The sequence below is a fragment of the Stenotrophomonas sp. WZN-1 genome (assembly GCF_002192255.1).
GTDB lineage: Bacteria > Pseudomonadota > Gammaproteobacteria > Xanthomonadales > Xanthomonadaceae > Stenotrophomonas.
On record NZ_CP021768.1, the window covers coordinates 305,803 to 326,094 of the forward strand.

Below are 20,292 nucleotides of genomic sequence, written 5' to 3' on the forward strand. Positions count from 1 at the left end.
TGGGGGTGTCACTGCCCCTTCATTCTTCCGGGCGTGGATCCGGCTGCTGGCCTGCGGCAAAGAGACTGAGAAGTCGCAAGGCGCGCGCATCCCCAGCGGCAACCTCCACCGAGGTCAGTCCTAAATTGCCAATCTCCCGTGCAGCTTTGTAATCACCAAGTAGATAGGCAATTCGAAGAAAGGCGATGCCTTCGACCAGGTTTGGCTGACTCTTCTCAAGATACGAGTCTGACATTGCATAGAATGCGTAAGTATTTCCAGACATCGTCTGATCTCGAAGAATTGCCTGCCCTTCGAAGAAATTTCTCTCCAGAGATATCTTCTTTCCGAGTACAACTGCTGCGGTCGGGTTTCCTGCTTTGTATTCGTGTTCCAGTTCGGATAGCGACATCGCGCCAAGGCGATCTATTTCTATCTGAGTCGGATATTTATGCTTTACCATCCATGCTGCTTCAGCCTCTGACTTCGCCTCCAGCGGCCCAGTTGTGAAGCAATCTTTCCTGCATATGTACGCCGAAAGGTCTTCCTTCGCCGGCGATATGGCTGGGCGCGGTGAAGTGGGGGGCGTTCTGATCTCCAGGCTTTCCTCTGTCGCCGATCTGGTTGCAACTGTGGAATCGGGGGAGGCTGTCTGCTCGGTATCCTTGGAGCATCCGCCGAGCAAGGTGGCCAGTAGCAATCCCGAGTAGAATATTTTCGATTTCATCAGTTCGCTCCGCAGCCGTTCGCTTGCAAGGCAACCCACCACGAGGAGCAGCTTGCTCCCTTAGTGATAGCCCGCCACTTTGCACCAATGGAGTTATTTGCCTCTGTCAGTTCTACCACCCCGTAGGGAATGTAGGCCTCGAGCGGAATTCCACTGCTTTTCGTGAAGTCAATAAACCACTGCACGAAGTTTAAGTGGTCACCTGCTTCAGCATCAAAGGCCTTCATGGCTTCAAAGCAGTAGAGCTCAGCCTTTGTGGGGGTTATGCCTACGCGATATGAATTAGAAGCATTGCTCTGCTCTTGGCATGAGAGTGCGAGTTCTCCTCTAAATCTAGTGTTTGCAATAGTCAGGCTGACTCCGTCTGCAATGTCGCGCGTGTGTTCCGATAGCGCGTTATACATTCGCTGTCTGGCGCTATCCGAGGCAGTGATGTTGATGTCCTGCCAAGAGGCAATGCCCTTCGCGAATGAGTTCACCATCCTCATCGACGATAGGGACAGGAGGCCGCCTGGCAGTCCGGACGTTGGGAGCTCATCTTCCCCGTAGTATGGACCGGATGGCTTGGGGATCGGGTTCGGACAGTCGTCTGGCCGTGAGCCAATTATGATGGCGCACATTCCGCCTCCCGAGTCATTTCCATTTCCACCTCCACCGCCCCCGTTCCCTCCGCCGCCGCCTCCCACGCCTCCTCCGTCCACCCAATCGCATATTTCGACGTCGGGTTCTTGATGCATATCGCCTCCGCCCACAGAGACGCCGCCTGACTGTATTCGGCAAATCCACTCAGCTTTTGCGCCGAATGGGAGAAGTAGGGTCATAGGTAAAAATAAATGCAGAAAGCTCCATTTCATGGGGTATTTCCTTCTAAAGAGACAGAAAGAGGAATTCCGTTTGTTTGTTAGCCTTACGCGAGCAGATCGCCAAGCCAGCAATGTCGACGATGCATTTGCCGAGCTCGGCCTTCACCACGATAGGCGTATCCAGAGAAATCATAGTCGACACTCTGCTGTCAATACTTCAAGCCAAAGTGGCGAGAAGCGCCGACGCTCTTCAATCAGACCACTCGCAGGATTGCTATTTGCCGCTAGCGTCTTTGGAGCTACAAGGGTCGCAGCAGCGCGATATCGAGAAGGCTGGGGAAGTCGCGGGTGCCCTGTGAGCATCGAGCTGGCTGTAGGGAACGACTCAAAACCGAAGTACTGGGGCTGTCCCATCATGGCCATCAAGAAGAAAGTCGAACTTGCAGCATTTGATGCGGCCGAGCACCTTCGGAAGCGATAGGAGATGGTGGCCTATCGCGACGCCTGAATCGCTGAAGGTGACGGCGATTCGGCGTTCATCAGCAAGGCGTCGGCGATATCGCCTGCGCTCAAGGGATGAGCATGGTCGCGCGTGAGGCGGGCCTGACGCAGGAGAGCCTTTATCGTGTTCTGTCCGGCAAGCGGAGCCCCGATTTTGCGATCATTCTGAAGGTGACCCGTGCACCGGGTGTGCGCCTGCATGCCAGTGCCGCATGAGCGCGCGTACTGACGTTGACGTGCCGAAACAGCAGCATTGACACCAACCCCATTTCGCCGCGAGCTCTAGCGTGCACATTGAGTGGGCATCGTTGAGCCTTGATTGCCGCTCTCTTCGCTGCACGGCTGCATGCCCAGCGCGGATTTTCGTGAGAGCGGAAGCTGTCCACGAAACGTCGTTGCATGCTCGATGGAAGAGACAGCAGCGGATGAGGAATGTTGCAAATTGCCCTCTCGTTTCTGATTCTCTGTTGATCTTCCGATCGGAGATAGCTAGCGTCACATTGTTGTTGGCAGACGCCAACTCGCTCTGCACAACATCGAGATGCTGTGCCGCATAGGAGCGGGTCTTCGGAAATGCGAAGGGTGGATGTTGAAGCAATTAAATGCGCAGCGAAATAGAATCAATCATGGAAGAAGGTACGGTATCCACTACGGAATGGCTGATGAAGAGATGGCCGCATGACCCATGCTCCAGCGCATAGCCAGATTCTGGCCCATAGGATTCTCTCTGGTGGCTCTGGTATTACTTGGGGCAAGGGTCACGCAAGCCATCGACGCGACCTCACAATACGCGGCGATGGCGATCCTGTTGTTCACCGGTGTGGTGATTCGAAAGCAGGCGTCCGGGCTGTCCTTCGCCCGCTTTGCTCTGCGCTGGTTGGCTGACAGCCGCCGGCTGATACTCGCCTTGGCGCGGCTCGAATGGGCGGTGCATTGCTCGATCCTTGGGAAGTTCGCATGGATGAGATCGCCCGTCGATGGCGATGATCAGGTGTTTGGCTTCACTAAGGCCGTGGACTAGCACGGGGCATTCGTTCTGATGATCCTCCTGGCGCTGCTGGAGGTACCCATTGCTCACCTGCTAGTGCACTGCTTTATCGAGGATGACAGGCGCTTGTTGCTACATGTCGTCCTTGCGTATCTCACCCTCTATGGAATGATCTGGATTGTCTCGGATCGGCGCGCTGTCGGACGTTCTTCCCATCGACTGTCAAGCAGGAGACTGCGGGTGCAGATGGGGTGGAGATCCAGTATGGACATTCGCGTACAGAATATCCGTGATGTATCGCTGCTGCAGTCGAATCTGCGGGCATGGGCGAGATCAAGGATGCTCGATCCCCGCGATCTGGCGGTGGTCTCTCCGTTGGACGCACCCAACATCATGCTGGAGTTGGAGAGTCGGGATACTTACCTGAGTCTGCTTTCCTTCAAGCCGATTCCTCGTTATCTGGCCCTGTTCGTTAACGAGCCGCAGCAGCTGAAATCCGCGGTAGAGAACGCAATGAGCGCGATGCAACTTCAGTAGGTCCTCCCTCCAGGATTGGAGACGGAAAGTTGCGATGAGACGCTTGAGTGCCAGTGCAGGGACTCACTCCACTCGCACCTGCAACGCCACATACTCCGCCAGCCCCCGGCAGGCCAGCATCAGCCCTTCGCGCGTGCCATCGCCGATGTCGTCTTTCTCTTCCCCGTCCACGCGCACACGCTCGGCGGCGTGGTACAGCTCCAGCAGCGACACCAGGCCCACCGCGGCGCGATCCCGGCGAGCGGCGGCCACGGCCTGGCCGGGTGTGCTGGCCGGCCCTTGCCACGGCTGTCCGTCGGCGGCATCACCGGCGCGGATGCGCTGCAGGCAGCCGGGAAGATTGATCGGCGCGGGTGCCTCGTTCGCAGCGGCAAAAGCGGCTTCCAACGGCTGCGCCAGTTCGGGCGGCAGGCGCAGGGCGGCCTCGCCCAGGGTGGCTGTCAGGTACGGGTGATGGGTCTTGGACATGCGGGCATCCTCGTGCGGAACAGAGGTGCCACCGGAGAAGGGTGGCGGGCGATACGTGGTTTCCAATCCCGGGACTGAATGAGCCGGTGGGCACGAGGCCCCCACGCACCGCCCGCCGTCGATCGGCGAACGGATTGCCAGCCGGCGCCGCTCTTGAGAAGACGGCGCCGGCTGGCAAGCGTATACAGCTTTCAGTCTTCGGGTTGGAAATCCCGGCCACCCCGCTGAAGGTGGCAATTCATCATGCGCACGCGAAATCACCGCCTGCCAGTCGTTTGTTTCGATGACATCGGGTGATCTGAGAGGAAAAATGAATTATCGCCTTTGGCCCGTTTCGAGCATCGCAATGCCAGAGGCGACATATCGCGCAGTGCCGCGATCCTCGGCAATCAGGGCCGCGGCCTCGTGGTGACAGGGCTCACTTCGGCGTGCGAAGTAAAGCTGACTTAACAGGCTCGGCAAGGCGCCAACGCCACATTATCAGACCTGAGAGCCACAGCGCGCGCCGTGCGGATCTTGATATTCCTCACGGAAAGCCCGCCACGCCCTGTCGCATACTGCCGCCACAGGCCCACCCCGGGCCCCTTCGGGATCCGATCATGCGTCGCCACGCCCTACCGCTCACCGCCGCACTGTTGTCCAGCGTCTTCGTGGCCCCGGCCATGGCCGCGGTGCCGTTCTTCAACGCCAGCTGCCCGGGCGGCATCGACGTGCACGCCGACGAAGGCGGCCCGGTCTACGTGCAGGGCCGCGAGGCCACGCTGAAACGCTTCAACGACCGCTATTTCGAAGCACGCGATGCCAACAGTGGCATCACATTGTCGGTCAGCAGCAGCGACGACGGCACGCCGCAGATCAGCTACACCGGCCGTGGCGGCGCCAATGGCATCTGCCAGGTCAGTGCCAGCGGAACGCCCGCGCGGGAAGAGCATCGCGACCGCCGTCGCCACGATGACGACAACGATGCGGCGCTGCCGCGCGAGGTGACCTGCGAATCCACCGACCAGCAGCAGGTGTCGTGCGACATGGATACGCGCGGCAACGTGGAGGTGGTGCGCCAGCTGAGCCACACCCGCTGCGAAGAGGGCAGGAACTGGGGCCTGTCGCGGCACTCGGTATGGGTGAACGGCGGTTGCCGCGCGGTGTTCCGCAACGTGTCCAAGGTGACGTACAGCGCACCGGCGGGTGATACCGCACTGGGCTCCTGCAATATGCGCAAGGGCGCGCAGGGCACGTTGGTGACCCAGATGCCGGTGGGCAACGATTACCAGGAACTGATCATCGATTATCCCGACGGCCGCTTCCTGTGCATGATGCGCAACAACGGCCAGGTGCAGAGCCTGACGCCGGTTCGCCGCCGCGGCGGTTGAAATGCCGCGGGGACGAATCCGCCGTCGGCCGCGTGTTCGAAGGGGGCAATGCGGCGCGCGTTGCCCCTGTTTCGTTACTGCTGGTTTACCGGGTCATTGCCCTTCTTGTAGGTGTACCCGGTGACTTCCCAGCCGCCGCCATGGCCGGATGAGGGTTCTACCCAGGTGAATTCCCACGTCTGCAGGGAGCCATCGGGAAGCAGGTTCTCCACCCGGTAGATCTCACCGGGAATGCCCTGCTCCGGCAGCTTGCCGGGAATCGATTCATCCGAGCGTGCAGACGCGCGCCCTACGGAGAACGCACGCCGTTCCACCTGTACGTTGCCGTAGCCCTGTGGGGCGAACGACGGCTTTACCCGTTGCGCCACCCAGTCCAGCACCTGGCGTGCGCCCGCTGTCTGCATCGCATAGGCATCGGAGGTCACCGTATGCGTGATGCGTTGCGAGGAGGCACTGGCAGCGGTGGGAAACAGTCCGCCCAGGGCAATTGCCAGTACCGCAAATCCATTCAGTACATGTTTCATGCGCGTCGATTTCCTTTATCGGGGAATTGAAGAGGCACCGTTGGGGGTGCCGATGCAGGGTGCAAGCAATGGCGGCCGTGGATAAGAGGCGATACCGACCTGGATGTGAGGCGCGTCAAGGAAGGCCGGATTCCTTACGAACAAGTGCCGGGATGCCTGACCAGGAACGCCGGCGTGGCCCCGGTGATCTGGATCACCGCCTGCTGCACCGCCGCGAGTGGTGTCACACAGCTCTGGCTAGACTGTGCTTCTTTTCCGCGCAGGAGGCACCCATGGCCCATCTCATCTCCGTATCCCTGATTGGCGTTCCCACCGATGTCGGTGCGGGCCATCGCGGTGCACGGCTGGGGCCGGAGGCGCTGCGTGTGGCGGGCCTGCCGGAGGCGCTGGAAGCGCGTGGTGTGGACGTTCGTGACGTGGGCAATCTGGATGGCCCGCGCAACCCGTGGACCGCGCCGGTGGAAGGCTACCGCCATCTGGATGAAGTGGTGGCGTGGAACCATGCACTGATGGAAGCCAGCTACGCCGAACTGCAGGCTGGCCGCATGCCGATCATGCTCGGCGGCGACCACTGCCTGGGCATCGGTTCGATCACCGCCGTCGCGCGCTGGTGCCGCGAGCAGGGCAAGACCCTGCGCGTGCTGTGGCTGGATGCGCATTCGGATTTCAACACCAGTGATGTGACCCCGTCGGGCAACATCCACGGCATGCCGGTGGCCTGCCTGTGCGGCCTCGGCCCGGACGCGCTGACCCGCCTGGGTGGCACCGTACCGGCGATCACCCCGGCACAGATGCACCAGATCGGCATCCGTTCGGTGGACCCGGAAGAGAAGCGCCTGATCAAGACCCACAAGGTGGATGTCTACGACATGCGCTACATCGACGAGAACGGCATGAAGCGCGCGGTGGAAGCGGCGCTGGCCGGCATCGACGAGAACACCCACCTGCATGTCAGCTTCGATGTGGACTTCCTCGACCCGAGCATCGCCCCAGGCGTGGGCACCACCGTGCCAGGCGGGGTGAACTACCGCGAGGCGCAGCTGGTGATGGAGATGATCGCCGACACCGGGCGCATGGGGTCGCTGGATATCGTCGAGCTCAACCCTTTGTTGGACAAGCAGAATGCCACCGCCGAACTGGCCGTGGACCTGGTCGAAAGCCTGTTCGGCAAGTCCACGCTGATGCGCGACTGAGCGCCGGGCCTGAACGGATCGTCGATCCGTTCACACCCGCTCCACGCCCCTGCCGCCAGATTGCACTTCACGCGGCGGCGGTGGGCGTTGGCCTTCTCCCGCCGAGCAAAAGAATCCCATCCGCGAATGAAGCGGTGTAGCGGCGAACCCAAGGAGAAGCCCATGAAGCGCGTAGTTGCCCTGATGCTGTTGTCGATGTTCTCGGTGGCCCTGCTGGCCGGTTGCAACACCGTTGCCGGTGCCGGCAAGGACGTGCAGAAGGCCGGTGAAAAGGTTGAGGACGCCGCCAAGGGCAAGTGAGCCCGGCGCGGATTGGAAAGCGAAAAAGGCCGGGAATCTTCCCGGCCTTTTTCGTGCGCGCTGTTCGCCGCATGGCTGTCGAAGCGGAGTGAACCATTCAAGCAGGTGAGCATGTATTTCATTGCCGGTTGACCGGTACTCAACAGCCGCTGCGCGAAGCTGGAGCCACGGTAAGAACGCCGTTGCAACCAAGGACTCCCAGCAATGAACAAAGACATCATTTCCGGCAAGTGGTCGCAGCTGAAGGGCAAGGCCCAGGCCAAGTGGGGCGATCTGACCAACGACGACTTCGATGTGGCCGAAGGCAATGCCGAGTATCTGGCTGGCCGCCTGCAGGAACGTTATGGCTGGGCCAAGGACCGCGCCGAGAAGGAGGTCCGGGATTTTGAAGACAGCGTGCGCAAGGACTATCCGGACTACAAGTAAGCACCACGGTTTGCCCCACAACACGACGCCCGCACCGTGAGGTTGCGGGTGTCGTGCTGTCTGGACGGGACGATCAGCGCGCCGGCGGGTCCGGCACGTAGCGGTTGGGGAACGCCTGCGGTTCACGCGGCAGGCGCGAGGGCGAATCCACCAGGATGCCGCGCGCACGCAGGTTGCGCGCGCTGTCGTAGCGCAGCTGCAGGACCTGTGCGGGGCTGCGGCTGGCGCGTTCGAAGTCGGTGTCGCGCACCGAGGACTGCTCGCGCGCACCATGGCCGGTACCCAGCGCCGGCGCCTGCGACTTGCTGGCGTAGCCCTCGATGCGGCTGGCGCTGGCATCGGCCGCTGCTTCCGCCGCCGGGGCCGGCAGCGGCAGGCCACGGCGCAGGATCGGCTCGGGGCGCCAGCGGCGCGCTTCCTCGAACACGGCCACGCCCACCACGCCGATGTTGTCCGGGCGGCCGGTGCGGTTGGCATAGCTGCCGCTGGGGCTGCTGAACACGAACTGCGCAACTTCATCCTGGCTCTTGCGCCAGCCGGTTATGTCGGCGCGCTGGCCGGGGTTGAGCACGTAGCCGGTCTGCGAGGGATCGGCATCTTCGCCGGAGATGGCGTTGACGCCGTCCACCGACAGCACCACCAGCACCCGGCGCGGGCTGTCGTTGTACAGGCGCACGGCATAGCGGTGGCCGCGCTCGCCGGCCACCCAGCGCTGGCCTTCGGCCGGGTAGCTGCGCAGTTCGGTACCGCGGTCGCGGTCGACCAGGGCCATGCGCACGGGGCCGCCCTCGTACACCGGCGGCGGCATGGGAGCCGGGCGGAAGCCGGCCAGGGGCAGGATCAGCAGCAGGGGCAGCAGGCGTTTCATCGGGCGTCTCCAGCGGGGTTGCGTGAATGAACGCACCGCAGGCCCTGACGGGGTTGGTGGCGTGCAAGGTAAACTGGCCCCGTTCATCGAAGGTTACCCCACGCAGTCATGACGACCCGAGTCCTTACCGGCATCACCCCCTCCGGCACGCCCCACCTGGGCAACTACGTTGGCGCCATCCGTCCGGCCATCGCGGCCAGCCGCGCGCCGGGGATCGAGAGCTTCTTCTTCCTGGCCGACCTGCACAGCCTGATCAAGTCGCAGGACCCGCAGCGCACCCAGCGCGCGACCCTGGAGATCGCGGCCAGCTGGCTGGCCTGCGGCCTGGACCCGGAACACGTGTGGTTCTACCGCCAGAGCGACATCCGCGAGACCACCGAGCTGATGTGGTTCCTGACCGCCATCGCCAGCAAGGGCATCCTCAACCGTGCGCACGCCTACAAGGCCGCGGTGGACAAGAACCGCGAGGAAGGCGTGGACGAGGACGCAGGCGTCAGCGCCGGCCTGTTCATGTACCCGGTGCTGATGGCGGCCGACATCCTGATCTTCAAGGCCAACCAGGTTCCGGTGGGTCGTGACCAGATCCAGCACATCGAGATGGCGCGTGATTTCGCCCAGCGCTTCAACCACGTGTACGGCAAGGAGTACTTCCCGCTGCCGGACGTGGTGATTGACGAGCAGGTGGCAACGCTGGCGGGCCTCGATGGCCGCAAGATGAGCAAGAGCTACCACAACACCATTCCGCTGTTCGTGCCGCGCGAGGAGCTGAAGAAGCTGGTGTTCTCGATCCTGACCGACTCGCGCGCACCGGGTGAGCCGAAGGACACCGAGGGCTCGGCGCTGTTCCAGATGTACCAGGCGTTCGCCACGCCGGAACAGACGGCGGAGTTCGCCAAGGCATTCGCCGCCGGCATCAGCTGGGGCGATGCCAAGCAGCAGCTGTTCGAGCGCATCGACAGCGAGCTGTCGCCGCTGCGCGAACGCTACAACGCGCTGATGGCCGAGCCGGAGAAGATCGAAGCGCTGCTCAAGCGCCGTGGCCAGCAGCTGCGCGAGCAGCTGGCGGCACCGCTGCTGGACGAGCTGCGCCATGCCGTGGGCCTGCGCGACCTGTCCACTGCGGGCGACATCGCCAGCGAGGATGCCGGCGTGGCCCGCGTGGCACCGCCGCTGTTCAAGCAGTACCGCGAGAAGGATGGCCGTTTCTACTTCAAGCTGACCGCCGGTGATGGCACGCTGCTGATCCAGAGCGAAGGCTTTGATTCGCCGCGCGATGCGGGCCAGCTGATCGCGGTGATCAAGCAGGCCGAGCAGGGCGACCAGCTGCAGAGCGAGCTGTTCAAGCTGGACGCCGAGGTGGACGCCGTGCTGGCCGCCCTGGCCGTGCTGCGCGAAGCGGCCTGATCTGCTCGCCCTTGTAGAGCCGAGCCCACGCTCGGCTGCATGGAAAAGCAGCCGAGCATGGGCTCGGCTCTACACGCCACACCACCCATGGCATGATGTCCGCGCGCCTCCGGCGCGATGACATGGAGTCTGCGATGGCCTGGTTGTCGCTGCTGCTGTTCCTGCCCTGGTTCCTGCTGCTGGGCAGCCTGTACTGGCTGTTTCCGCGCCAGCCGCGCACCGCGCGGCGGCGCCTGTTCGATGGCACCACCCTGGTACTGGCGTTCGCGCTGAGCATCGTGTCGATGCTGTGGGGCTACCGCATCGGCGTGGTGCAGCCCGGCGCCGGCCCGATCTGGCCGCAGGTGCTGGCGGTGCTGTACGCCTACGGCGCGTTCCTGGCGGTGCTGGTGCTGGCGTTGCTGCTGCGGCCGCGGTTCGCATTGCGCTCCGTCTGATCGGTAGTGCCGGCCGCTGGCCGGCACTACCCGACCAAAGCCGCATCGAACGCGGGCCGCCTGCGCCCCTACCATGGGGGTCCGTTCCCGATCCTGCCAGGTGCGTGCCGATGACCGCCGACCCCAGCATCCACACCATCGATACCGGCTTCCAGCGCCCGGATTTCGACGCGGCCTACCTGATCGTTGAAAACGGCCGCGCCGCGTTCGTCGACTGCGGCACCGGCCTGTCGGTGCCGGCGATGCTGCAGTCACTGGCCGACGCCGGCCTGGGCGTGGAGGCGGTGGACTGGCTGCTGCTCACCCACGTGCATCTGGATCATGCGGGCGGTGCAGGCCTGCTGATGCAGCAGTTGCCGAATGCGAAGGCGGTGCTGCATCCGCGCGGTGCGCCGCACATGATCGACCCGACCCGGCTGATCGCCGGTGCGACGGCGGTGTATGGCGCCGAAGAGATCGCGCGCAGCTATGGCCGCATCGAACCGATTCCCGAACAGCGTGTGGTGGTGGCCGAAGACGGCCACCGCATCGATCTGGTCGGTCGCGAGCTGGTGCTGCTGCACACGCCGGGCCATGCGCTGCACCACTACTGCGTGTGGGATGCGCGTAGCCGCAGCTGGTTCACCGGCGATACGTTCGGCATCTCCTACCGCGAGCTGGACAGCGCGCAGGGCGCTTTCATCTTCCCGACCTCATCGCCGGTGCAGTTCGATCCGGAGGCGATGAAGGCCTCGATCCGGCGCATGCTCGATTACGCGCCACAGGCGATGTACCTGACCCACTATGGGCGCGTGCAACAGGTGGAGAAGCTGGCCAGCGACCTGTTCGAGCAGATCGATGCGATGGCCGCCATCGGCCGCCAGTGCGATGGCCGACCGGACCGCCACCGCTGCCTGCTGGCCGCGCTGCAGGCGCTGTACCTGGAACGCGCGCAGCAGCACGGCTGTGCACTGGACCAGGCGGCGGTGACCGATGTGCTGGCGATGGACATCGAGCTCAACGCGCAGGGCCTGGCCTGCTGGCTGGACCGCATCCGCCAGTAGATCCGCGCCATGCGTGGATGACGCAGGCCCAAGCCGCGCCGTGATGTCACGACCACGTTACACTCTGGTGACTTCCAAGCTAGCCGTGGTACTGCCGTGAATCCGATGCGCGTGTTGCTGCTGTCGTCCTGCCTGTTCGTCGGCGGCCTGGCCCATGCGGCCAACGACCTGCCGGGCGGCGGCATCGATCCGCAGGCACTGTCGCGCCACGTGCGCGTGCTGGCGTCGGATGAATTCGAGGGCCGCGCGCCGGCCACCCAGGGCGAAGAGCGCACGGTGCAGTACCTGATCGAGCAGTTCCGCAGCTATGGCCTGCAGCCGGGCGGCGTGGACGGCAGCTGGGTGCAGCCGGTGCCGCTGGTGCGCGCACAGCTGGATGGCGCGGCCAAGGCCAGCCTGTCGCTGAAGCAGGGCAAGCGTGCGCTGGCCAATGGCGTGGACGTGACCCTGCAGAGCCTGCAGCCGCGCAAGCGCGTGCAGATCAAGGACGCGCCGCTGGTGTTCGTCGGCTACGGCATCGACGCACCGGAGCGCCACTGGAATGACTACAAGGACGTGGACCTGCACGGCAAGATCGCCGTCGTGCTGATCAATGACGCCGATTTCGAAGCCGATGCGCCGGGCGCGTTCGACGGCAAGGCGGTGACCTACTACGGCCGCTGGACCTACAAGTTCGAGGAAGCCGCACGCCGTGGCGCCGAGGGCGTGCTGATCGTGCACGAGACCGCACCGGCCGCCTATGGCTGGGCCACGGTGAAGAGCTCGGGCACCTCGCCGCTGTTCGACATCGAGCGCGGCCAGGCCGAGGCGATGGCGCAGCACACGCCGCTGCGTGGCTGGATGCAGCGCGAGCTGGCCGAGGCGATCTTCGCCGATGCCGGCCTCGACTTCGATGCCGAGAAGCGCAAGGCGATGCGCGCCGACTTCCGCCCGGTGGCGCTGGACAACGCGAAGCTGAGCGTGGATTTCGCGCTCAAGCGCGAGCAGGTGGTGACCCGCAACGTGGTGGCCAAGCTGCCCGGTGGTGAACACGCCGACGAGGCGGTGATCTTCTCCGCGCACTGGGATGCGTTCGGCATCGGCCAGGCCGACGCCAAGGGTGACCGCATCCGCCGTGGCGCGATCGACAACGCCACCGGCGTGGCCACGGTGCTGGAACTGGGGCGCGTATTCGCCGCCGGCCCGCAGCCGCAGCGCACGCTGTACTTCGTGGCACTGACCGCCGAAGAGAAGGGCCTGCTGGGTGCCAGCTACTACGCCGCACATCCGCTGGCGCCGCTGGACAAGACCGCCGCGGTGCTGAACATCGAGATGTTCAGCCCGGATGGCCCGACCCGCGACATCGCGTCGTGGGGCAAGGGCCGGGTGTCGCTGGAAGGCGACCTGGAACGCGTGGCCAAGGCCCGTGGCCGCAGCTACAGCCCGGACCCGAACCTGGAAGCTGGCTTCTTCTACCGCGCCGACCACTTCGCCTTCGCCCGCCTGGGCGTGCCGGCGATCACCATCGGCCCGGGCCTGGACAAGCTGGACGGTGGGGTTGAAGCCGGCCGCGCGCTGCGCGAGAAGTACTTCGCCGACTGCTACCACCAGGCCTGCGATGCGTGGACGCCGAGCTGGGACCCGAGTGGCCACGCCGCCGATACCCTGCTGGTCTATGACCTGGGCGCCGAGCTGGCCAACAGCCGCCGTTGGCCGACGTGGGAAAAGGAATCGGAGTTCCGCGGCGCGCGCGACAAGAGCGAAGCGGCCCGCCGCTGAGGTCGTGCCGGCCGCTGGCCGGCAATTCCCTGCGCTTTCCGGAGGTTCATGAGGTTGCCGGCCAGCGGTCGGCACTACCGAAAGAAGGTGGCGTTTCCGGCCAGCGGCCGGCACGACCGGGTGTTCGTCAGCGCCGGCGCAGCAGCTTCCATGCGCCCCAGCCACTGGCGGCGAGCGCTGCCAGATAGCACGCCACCATCGTGCGCAGTCCCACCGGCGGACCTGCATTGATGCCGCGATGCAGGCGCAGCTGCAGCGAGCTGTGGCCGCTGCCCAGGTCCACCGCCAGCTGCAGCGCCAGCGCGACGCAGAACACCAGCAGGGCAATCCCGAACCCGATGCGCGGCCACGCGGCCTGCGCGCTGGGGCGGCGCAGCAGCCAGGCCAGTGCCGTGGCTGCGGACAGCGTCGCCGCGATCCACATCAATGGCGTGGCGGGGGACGCTGCGGCCACCGGCAGTGCACCGGTGGCCGCGATCATGGCGACGCGCTTACTTGCGGGTGCCGTCGAGCCAGTTCGGGCCCTTGTTGGTGAGGAAGAACACATAGACCACCAACGATACCGCGATCGTCGCGGTCACGTAGATGGCGAACCAGTCGACGTGGCCGGTCTTCAGCGCGCCCTGGTACAACAGCGGGGCGGTGCCGCCGAACAGCGAGTTGGCCAGCGCATAGCCCAGGCCCACGCCCAGTGCACGCACGTGGGTGGGGAACAGTTCGGCCTTCACCACCGCGTTGATGGAGGTGTAACCGGTGAGGATGACGAACGCCATGGCCAGGGTCAGGAAGGCCAGGGTGGCGTCATGCTGGTGCGGCAGCTGGGTGATCAGGTACCAGCTGTACAGCACGCCGCCGACGCCGAAGAACACCAGCAGGGTCTTGCGGCCGATGATGTCCGACAGCCAGCCGCCGACCGGCTGCAGCACCATCAGGAAGGCCAGCACGCCCAGGTTGATCAGGGTGCCGGTCATCGGGTCGTTGCCGGCGAAGGCGCTCTGGATCATCTTCGGGCCGTTCACCGAGTAGGTGTAGAAGGCCACGGTGCCGCCAGCGGTGATCAGGAAGCACAGCAGCAGCGGCCGCCACTGGTGCACGAACAGTTCGTACATCGAACCGGACTTCTGCGCCTTGCCCTCGCGCGCGGCCTCGATCGACGACTCCGACAGCGATTCGTCCATGCCCCGGCGCAGCCAGAACACCACCACTGCGGCGATGCCGCCGATGCCGAAGGCGATGCGCCAGCCCCACTCGGAGATTTCCGGCTTGCCCCAGAAGGTCAGCATCACCAGCAGGGTCAGCTGGGCCAGTACATGGCCGCCCACCAGGGTGACGTAGTGGAAGGACGACAGGAAGCCGCGACGGCCGGGAATGGCGGCCTCGGACATGTAGGTGGCGCTGGCGCCGTACTCGCCGCCGGTGGCGAAGCCCTGCAGCAGGCGTGCGAACAGCAGGATGACCGCGGCCCAGATGCCGATGCTGGCGGCGGTGGGGGTGATGGCGATGAGGAACGAGCACAGCGCCATCAGCGTGACCGAGACGGTCAGCGCCAGGCGGCGGCCGTGGCGGTCGGCGAAGCGGCCGAAGAACCAGGCGCCGATCGGGCGCATCAGGAAGGTCGCCGCGAAGATCGCCCACACGTACATCGTGGAGTTCTTGTCGTCGGGCGAGAAGAACTGCGATTCGAAGTACACGGCGAACACCGAGTACACGTAGACGTCGTACCACTCCACCAGGTTGCCGGCGGAGCCTTTGAGGGTATTGGAGATCGACCGCCGCAGGGCGGCGCGGTCGTTCGCGGGGACAGCAGGTTGGGACGTGGTGCTCATCTGGGTGGGAATCCTCGATGCGGCGCGTCCGTGCGCAGGGAAAACGGCGCCCGGCCTTGGGGCGGCGCGGCCGGGCAGCCCTCTTGGTACTGCATCGACCGTCAACACGGGGTAGCAGACCAGAGCAGGGTGCATGGATGGATGACAGCGTGCCACCGTATGGGGTCCCGGACCATACTCAAAACGTCCTAGAATCCGCCTTCCCCCGGCTCCCTGGTGTGTCATGTCGGCTCCCCCCTCTTCGTCTGCGGCTGCCCCCCGGGGTGGCCTTGTCGCGCTGGCACTGCTGCTGGTCTACGTGGTCTGGGGTTCGACCTACCTGGGCATCGCCAAGGCCCTGCACGGCGGCGCACTGCCGCTGACGATGGTCTCCGGCAGCCGCTTCATCATTGCCGGCGGCCTGATGTTCCTGGCGCTGCGCCTGTTCTGGAAGCTGCCGAACCCGACCCTGCGGCAATGGCGCAACCTGGTCATCATGGGCGTGACCATGCTGGTGCTGGGCAACGGCATGGTGGTGCTGGCCGAGCGCGAGGTGTCCTCGGGCCTGGCCGCCACGGCGGTGGCCTCGGTGCCGCTGTGGATGGCGCTGTTCTCGGCGCTGCGCGGCCAGCATGCCAGCCGCGGTGAGTGGCTGGGCATCGCCATCGGCTTCCTCGGCGTGGTCTGGCTCAATGCCGGCAGCAGCCTGACCGCCTCGCCGACCGGGCTGGTGCTGCTGCTGATCGCGCCGATCGGCTGGGCCTTCGGTTCGGTGTGGGCACGCGGGCTGGACCTGCCGGGCCCGTTCATGACCGCGGCCGGGCAGATGGTCTGCGGCGGTGTGCTGCTGGTGCTGATCGGCCTGGCGGTGGGCGAGCGCCCGACAACGCTGCCCGATACCGGTGGCCTGCTGGCGATGGCCTACCTGTGCGTGTTCGGCTCCATCGTCGCCTTCACCGCCTACGTGTGGCTGCTGCAGAACGTGCGCCCGGCGCTCGCGGGCAGCTACGCGTACGTCAATCCGGTGATCGCGGTGCTGCTGGGCGCACTGCTCAACGGTGAACGCTTCGGCTGGCGCGACCTGCTGGCGATGGCGGTGATTCTTCTGGGTGTGGTGGTGCTGACGATGGCAAGGACGAGAAAGAAATGAGCATGGACGAGAAAGAACAACGCCGGGGCCTGCTGGTCACCGCGTCCACCTTCGTGATCTGGGGCCTGGTGCCGGTGTACTGGCACCTGCTCAATGAGGTGCCGTCGTTCCAGATCATCGCGCACCGCATCATCTGGAGCACCGTGCTGGTGCTGGGCTGGCTGCTGATCAGCTCGCGCCTGGGCTGGTGGCAGAAGATCGCCGCGCAGCCGCGCGCACTGCCGATCCTGCTGGTGTCGAGCCTGACCATCGCCTTCAACTGGGGCCTGTACATCTGGGCGGTCAACGCCGGCCATGTCATCGAGACCAGCCTGGGCTACTTCATCAACCCGCTGGTGAACGTGCTGCTGGGTGTGCTGGTGCTGAAGGAACGCCTGCGCCGGCTGCAGTGGGTGGCGGTGGCGATGGCGGCGGTGGGCGTGGCCTGGCTGACCATCGACGCCGGCACGCCGCCGTGGATCGCGCTGGGCCTGGCCTGTTCGTTCGGCCTGTACGGCCTGCTGCGCAAGCTGGTTTCGGTCGACCCGGTGGCCGGCCTGGGCGTGGAAAGCCTGTACCTGTTCCTGCCGGCGCTGGCCTTCGCGATCTGGGCGGAAAACGGCCATGGCGGTGCGTTCTTCCATGGCTGGGGCTGGCGCAACGACCTGCTGCTGATCTTCGGCGGCGCAGTGACCGCCGTGCCGCTGATCGGCTTCGCCTACGGTGTGAAGCGCATTCCGCTGTCGCTGGTCGGCATCCTGCAGTACATCGCGCCGAGCCTGCAGCTGCTGCTGGGTGTGTTCTTCTTCCATGAAGCGTTCGACACCGCCAAGGCGATCGGCTTTGCCGCGATCTGGGCCGGCCTGGTGCTGTTCGTCGGCGACAACATCCGCACGATGCGCGCCGCGAGGCGCTGACCGGATCCGACCCCGCTTCCTGGAAAAAAGAACGGCGCCCCGAGGGGCGCCGTTCTGCTTCCATCCACGGCCAGGAGAGAGGGATGGCCGTGGTGGGAACGCGGTTGCAGGCTTAGAAGCGCTGCTGGTACTTCATGTACATGAAGCGGCCGATGTCGAAGCCACCGTAGTAGGTGAAGCTGCTGTTCGGCTGGCTGTACATGATCGGACCCTGGTGGTTGAACACGTTGTTCACGCCCAGCGACACGGTGCCATCCCACGGCAGGCTGTAACGCACCTGCAGGTCGTGGAAGGTGTTGGAGCCCACCTTGTTGGTCGGCGACGCGCTGGTGTACGACGAGCTGAAGCCCGGCATGTTGCACTCGTCCATGTACGAGCACTTCTCCTTCATGCTGGAGTAGTAGCGTGCGGTCCAGCCGATGCCGAGGTCGCCGTACTGCCAATCCAGGTTGAAGGTGGAGCGCACGCGGAAGTCACCCGCCCAACCGGTACGCTGTTCCACCGGGGTGGTGGCGGCGCTGTCGTTGCGCTGCTCCAGGTAGTCGGTGTAGGTGGTGTTCCAGTTGACGGCGAACTTGCCGAACGCGGTGTCCGGCAGGCGGTAGCGCACGTTGATGTCATAGCCGGCGGTTTCGCGGTAGCCCGCGTTGACCAGCGAGCGGTCCAGCGCGTTGACCTGGCCGTTGCTGCCACGGGTGAAGCGGCCGCAGGCGGCATCCGAACCCTGCACGTAGCACTGTTCCAGGATGTTGGTGGCCGACTCACCGACGATGGCGTTGTCGATGCGGATCTTCCACCAGTCCAGGCTGACGTCCAGGCCCTGCACGAAGTCCGGGCTGTAGACCAGGCCCACGGTCCAGGTCTTGGCGGTTTCCGGCTTCAGGTCCGGGTTGGAACCCGAGCTGAAATCGGTGGTGGCCTGCTGGCCGGGCCTGGTGGCCACGCTGCCATCGCTGTTGAGCTGGCGGAAGTTGGCCGGCACCTTCAGCGCCTGGCAACGGGCAGCAACGGCCGGGCTGCTGGCGGCGGTACCGAAGGAGGTATCGCACGGGTCGGTGAACGAGTCGCGGCTGCTGACGGTGCCGCCGTAAAGGTCATCTACGGTTGGCGCACGGAAGCCGGTGCCGTAGGTGGCGCGCAACAGCAGGCTGTCGATCGGCTTCCACTTCAGGCCGAACTTGCTGTTGGTGGTGGAACCGAAGTTGTTGTAGTCCGAGTAGCGACCGGCCACGTCCAGCGACAGTTCGCGGGCGAACGGCAGGTCGGCCAGCAGCGGCACCTGCAGCTCCAGGTAGACCTCGTTGAGCGAGTAGTTGCCGCGGGTCGGCTGGCCGCTGGTGCCGGCGATCTCGCCCTTCTGCACCATCACGTCCGGCGTGTAGCTGGCTTCTTCGCTGCGGTGCTCGAAGCCCATCGCGGCCAGGATGTCGCCGGCCGGCAGGGTGAACAGCGAACCGGAGATGTTGCCGCTGGCGACCTTGGTGGTGCTCTGCATCTTGTCGACGAAGCGGGTGAACAGGTAGTCCTGCACGTCCTGGTTGCTCAGCGAGCCCGGGCCGGTGTAACCCATCGGGGCAGCCGGGTTCCACGGCACGCAGCCGGCGATCACCGCGCCCGGCGCACCGCAGCGGGCCACGCTGCCGTCCATGAAGGACGGGCCGACGGCCAGGTTGACGTGCGGCTGGTACATGCTGCCGGTACCGATGCGCTCGCCTTCGTTGCGGTTGTACATGTAGTTGACGTTCCAGTCCCAGTACCGCGAACCGGTTTCGAAGCTGCCTTCCAGGCCGATGCTGGCGCGCTTGGTTTCCAGGTTGTTCTCGGTGCCGCGCGGTAGTTCCTCGGTGCGGTGCGCGAACAGCGCGTCCTGGCCCCACAGGTTGAACGCGCTGTCCTTGGACAGGGCGGCACGGCTGCCATTGCGGGCCTGTGCGGCGCTGACCGAGTACGGGTAACCGGCCAGGTGCTTGGTCGATTCGCGCTTGCTGTACAGCGCGTCGGCGACGATGCGCAGGTTGTCGGTGATCGAGAAGCCACCGTTGGCGAACACCGAGGTACGCTCCAGGCCGGTCAGCAGGCTCATGTTCGACTTGGTGTTGGCACCATCGGCCGGGTCCGGCGCATGGAAGTTGCCGGCCCTGCTCGGGTCGCCGCCCGGGCCCACGGTCAGGTTCTTGCCGCCGACGGTGACGTAGCCCCACGGGGTGTTGCCGTTGAGGCCATCGTTCGGGTGGCGCGGACCGTTGGTGTAACGGCTGAACTCGCGGTCCTTGCCCAGCACTTCGTCTTCCTTGGTGCGCTCGGCGCCCACGCTGAACCAGCCGCGCTCGAAGGTCTTGCCGAAGGTCGCGCTGTAGGCGCGCTTCTGGCCGTCACCCTGGCCGTACTGGCCGACATAGACGCTGGCTTCGCCACCATCGAAATTCTTGCGGGTGATGATGTTGACCACACCGGCGATGGCATCGGAGCCGTACAGCGCGGAGGCGCCGTCGGTCAGCACTTCCACACGCTCGACGATGGACGACGGGATCGAGGCCAGGTCGGAGTAACCGCCGGCGCTGACGCCCATGCGGCGGCCGTCGATCAGCACCAGGCTGCGTTCCGGGCCCAGGTTGCGCAGGCTGACGTACATGCCGCCGAAATCGCGCGAAGAGGTCAGCGACGAGGCGCGGCTCATGCTCGGCGCACCGGCGGCAGGAATGTCCTGCAGGATGTCGGCGACGTTGACGTAGCCCTTCTTCTCGATCTCGGCGCGGTTGAGCGCGACCACCGGTTGTGCGGTTTCGACACTGGCCTGGCGGATGCGCGAGCCGGTGATTTCGATGCGGTCGAGGTTGGTCGGGGTATCGCCGGCGCTCTGTGCGAAGGCGGGGGTGGTGCAGCTGGCGGCCAGCGCGATGACGATCGCGTTGCGCAGCGGATTGGTTTTCAGGGACATCCGTGAAATCTCGTGTTTCAGTAAAAACAAGCGCCCGTTCTATGGGCGCGTGGGGTGCTGCAAACCAACGTGGGGGGCGCGATTCTAGAATGTTTCCATTCGTAACTGTTTGTCTCGGTGCCGCTGGAAGTGCGCGAAAATGAATCGCAACCAACAATCCACAGCTGCGCTGTGCGC

General features: G+C 64.9%; 21 protein-coding genes. 13 read left to right on the top strand and 8 right to left on the bottom strand.

What is annotated here, in order from left to right:
- Positions 1-19: 19 nt before the first annotated feature.
- Together CCR98_RS20990 and CCR98_RS20995 are read right to left on the bottom strand one after the other, a co-directional pair.
- Entirely contained in the window at positions 20-706 is a 687-nt protein-coding gene (locus tag CCR98_RS20990; RefSeq protein WP_157721484.1) for a hypothetical protein, read from the bottom strand.
- Positions 706-1,560: a hypothetical protein gene (locus CCR98_RS20995; protein WP_157721485.1), complete on the bottom strand. Its 855-nt coding sequence runs from the start codon at positions 1,558-1,560 to the stop codon at positions 706-708. Before CCR98_RS20995 ends, CCR98_RS20990 begins: the two co-directional genes overlap by 1 nt.
- A gap of 531 nt (positions 1,561-2,091) precedes the next feature.
- On the opposite strand from CCR98_RS20995, the gene CCR98_RS21255 reads away from it, so the two are divergent.
- The 3 genes from CCR98_RS21255 (at position 2,092) to CCR98_RS21000 (ending at position 3,535) form a co-directional block, all read left to right on the top strand.
- The gene (locus CCR98_RS21255; RefSeq protein ID WP_232463074.1) at positions 2,092-2,226 is read left to right on the top strand and encodes a helix-turn-helix domain-containing protein; all 135 of its coding nucleotides are present in this window, start codon (positions 2,092-2,094) and stop codon (positions 2,224-2,226) included.
- Between the two features lie 514 nt (positions 2,227-2,740).
- Entirely contained in the window at positions 2,741-3,031 is a 291-nt protein-coding gene (locus CCR98_RS01370; protein WP_157721486.1) for a hypothetical protein, read from the top strand.
- Positions 3,032-3,262: 231 nt separating this feature from the next.
- Entirely contained in the window at positions 3,263-3,535 is a 273-nt protein-coding gene (locus tag CCR98_RS21000; RefSeq protein ID WP_157721487.1) for a hypothetical protein, read from the top strand.
- Between the two features lie 63 nt (positions 3,536-3,598).
- On the opposite strand, the gene CCR98_RS01380 is transcribed toward CCR98_RS21000, so the two are convergent.
- Complete coding sequence (locus tag CCR98_RS01380) at positions 3,599-4,003, bottom strand: hypothetical protein (protein WP_087921229.1); 405 nt, start codon at positions 4,001-4,003, stop codon at positions 3,599-3,601.
- Positions 4,004-4,602: 599 nt separating this feature from the next.
- Between CCR98_RS01380 and CCR98_RS01385 the strand changes: the two genes are divergently transcribed.
- Positions 4,603-5,373, top strand: coding sequence for a DUF3011 domain-containing protein (locus tag CCR98_RS01385; protein WP_087921230.1), 771 nt, complete (start codon positions 4,603-4,605; stop codon positions 5,371-5,373).
- Positions 5,374-5,447: 74 nt separating this feature from the next.
- Here CCR98_RS01385 and CCR98_RS01390 read toward each other — a convergent pair whose 3' ends face one another.
- Positions 5,448-5,897, bottom strand: coding sequence for a hypothetical protein (locus CCR98_RS01390; RefSeq protein WP_087921231.1), 450 nt, complete (start codon positions 5,895-5,897; stop codon positions 5,448-5,450).
- Positions 5,898-6,169: 272 nt separating this feature from the next.
- Here CCR98_RS01390 and rocF point away from each other — a divergent pair, with 272 nt between their 5' ends.
- The 3 genes from rocF to CCR98_RS01405 all read left to right on the top strand — a co-directional run bounded on the left by rocF (position 6,170) and on the right by CCR98_RS01405 (position 7,816).
- Positions 6,170-7,090: an arginase gene (gene rocF, locus CCR98_RS01395; protein WP_087921232.1), complete on the top strand. Its 921-nt coding sequence runs from the start codon at positions 6,170-6,172 to the stop codon at positions 7,088-7,090.
- A 162-nt stretch (positions 7,091-7,252) separates the two neighbouring features.
- On the top strand, positions 7,253-7,390 hold the full coding sequence (locus CCR98_RS01400) for an entericidin A/B family lipoprotein (RefSeq protein ID WP_014035659.1): 138 nt from the start codon (positions 7,253-7,255) through the stop codon (positions 7,388-7,390).
- Positions 7,391-7,594: 204 nt separating this feature from the next.
- Entirely contained in the window at positions 7,595-7,816 is a 222-nt protein-coding gene (locus CCR98_RS01405; protein ID WP_019661831.1) for a CsbD family protein, read from the top strand.
- A 73-nt stretch (positions 7,817-7,889) separates the two neighbouring features.
- On the opposite strand, the gene CCR98_RS01410 is transcribed toward CCR98_RS01405, so the two are convergent.
- Entirely contained in the window at positions 7,890-8,684 is a 795-nt protein-coding gene (locus tag CCR98_RS01410; protein ID WP_087921233.1) for a hypothetical protein, read from the bottom strand.
- 108 nt (positions 8,685-8,792) lie between these two features.
- On the opposite strand from CCR98_RS01410, the gene CCR98_RS01415 reads away from it, so the two are divergent.
- The 4 genes from CCR98_RS01415 (at position 8,793) to CCR98_RS01430 (ending at position 13,326) form a co-directional block, all read left to right on the top strand.
- Entirely contained in the window at positions 8,793-10,088 is a 1,296-nt protein-coding gene (locus tag CCR98_RS01415; protein ID WP_087921234.1) for a tryptophan--tRNA ligase, read from the top strand.
- A gap of 134 nt (positions 10,089-10,222) precedes the next feature.
- On the top strand, positions 10,223-10,525 hold the full coding sequence (locus CCR98_RS01420) for a hypothetical protein (RefSeq protein ID WP_087921235.1): 303 nt from the start codon (positions 10,223-10,225) through the stop codon (positions 10,523-10,525).
- 110 nt (positions 10,526-10,635) lie between these two features.
- A complete protein-coding gene (locus CCR98_RS01425; protein ID WP_087921236.1) occupies positions 10,636-11,568 on the top strand; it encodes an MBL fold metallo-hydrolase in 933 nt (310 codons plus the stop codon).
- Positions 11,569-11,673: 105 nt separating this feature from the next.
- Positions 11,674-13,326, top strand: a complete 1,653-nt coding sequence (locus tag CCR98_RS01430; protein ID WP_087921237.1) for a M28 family metallopeptidase — start codon at positions 11,674-11,676, stop codon at positions 13,324-13,326.
- Between the two features lie 127 nt (positions 13,327-13,453).
- Here CCR98_RS01430 and CCR98_RS01435 read toward each other — a convergent pair whose 3' ends face one another.
- Positions 13,454-13,807, bottom strand: coding sequence for a hypothetical protein (locus CCR98_RS01435; protein ID WP_232463075.1), 354 nt, complete (start codon positions 13,805-13,807; stop codon positions 13,454-13,456).
- Positions 13,808-13,817: 10 nt separating this feature from the next.
- Positions 13,818-15,152, bottom strand: coding sequence for an MFS transporter (locus tag CCR98_RS01440; protein WP_087921238.1), 1,335 nt, complete (start codon positions 15,150-15,152; stop codon positions 13,818-13,820).
- A 223-nt stretch (positions 15,153-15,375) separates the two neighbouring features.
- Between CCR98_RS01440 and yedA the strand changes: the two genes are divergently transcribed.
- Both yedA and rarD read left to right on the top strand, forming a co-directional pair.
- Positions 15,376-16,281: a drug/metabolite exporter YedA gene (gene yedA, locus CCR98_RS01445; RefSeq protein ID WP_014035666.1), complete on the top strand. Its 906-nt coding sequence runs from the start codon at positions 15,376-15,378 to the stop codon at positions 16,279-16,281.
- Positions 16,278-17,177, top strand: coding sequence for an EamA family transporter RarD (gene rarD, locus CCR98_RS01450; RefSeq protein WP_087921239.1), 900 nt, complete (start codon positions 16,278-16,280; stop codon positions 17,175-17,177). Before yedA ends, rarD begins: the two co-directional genes overlap by 4 nt.
- Positions 17,178-17,289: 112 nt before the next feature.
- Here the strand turns inward: rarD and CCR98_RS01455 are convergent, their stop codons facing one another.
- Positions 17,290-20,115 (bottom strand): TonB-dependent receptor, encoded by a 2,826-nt coding sequence (locus CCR98_RS01455; RefSeq protein WP_087921240.1) that lies wholly within the window; start codon positions 20,113-20,115, stop codon positions 17,290-17,292.
- Positions 20,116-20,292: the final 177 nt, after the last annotated feature.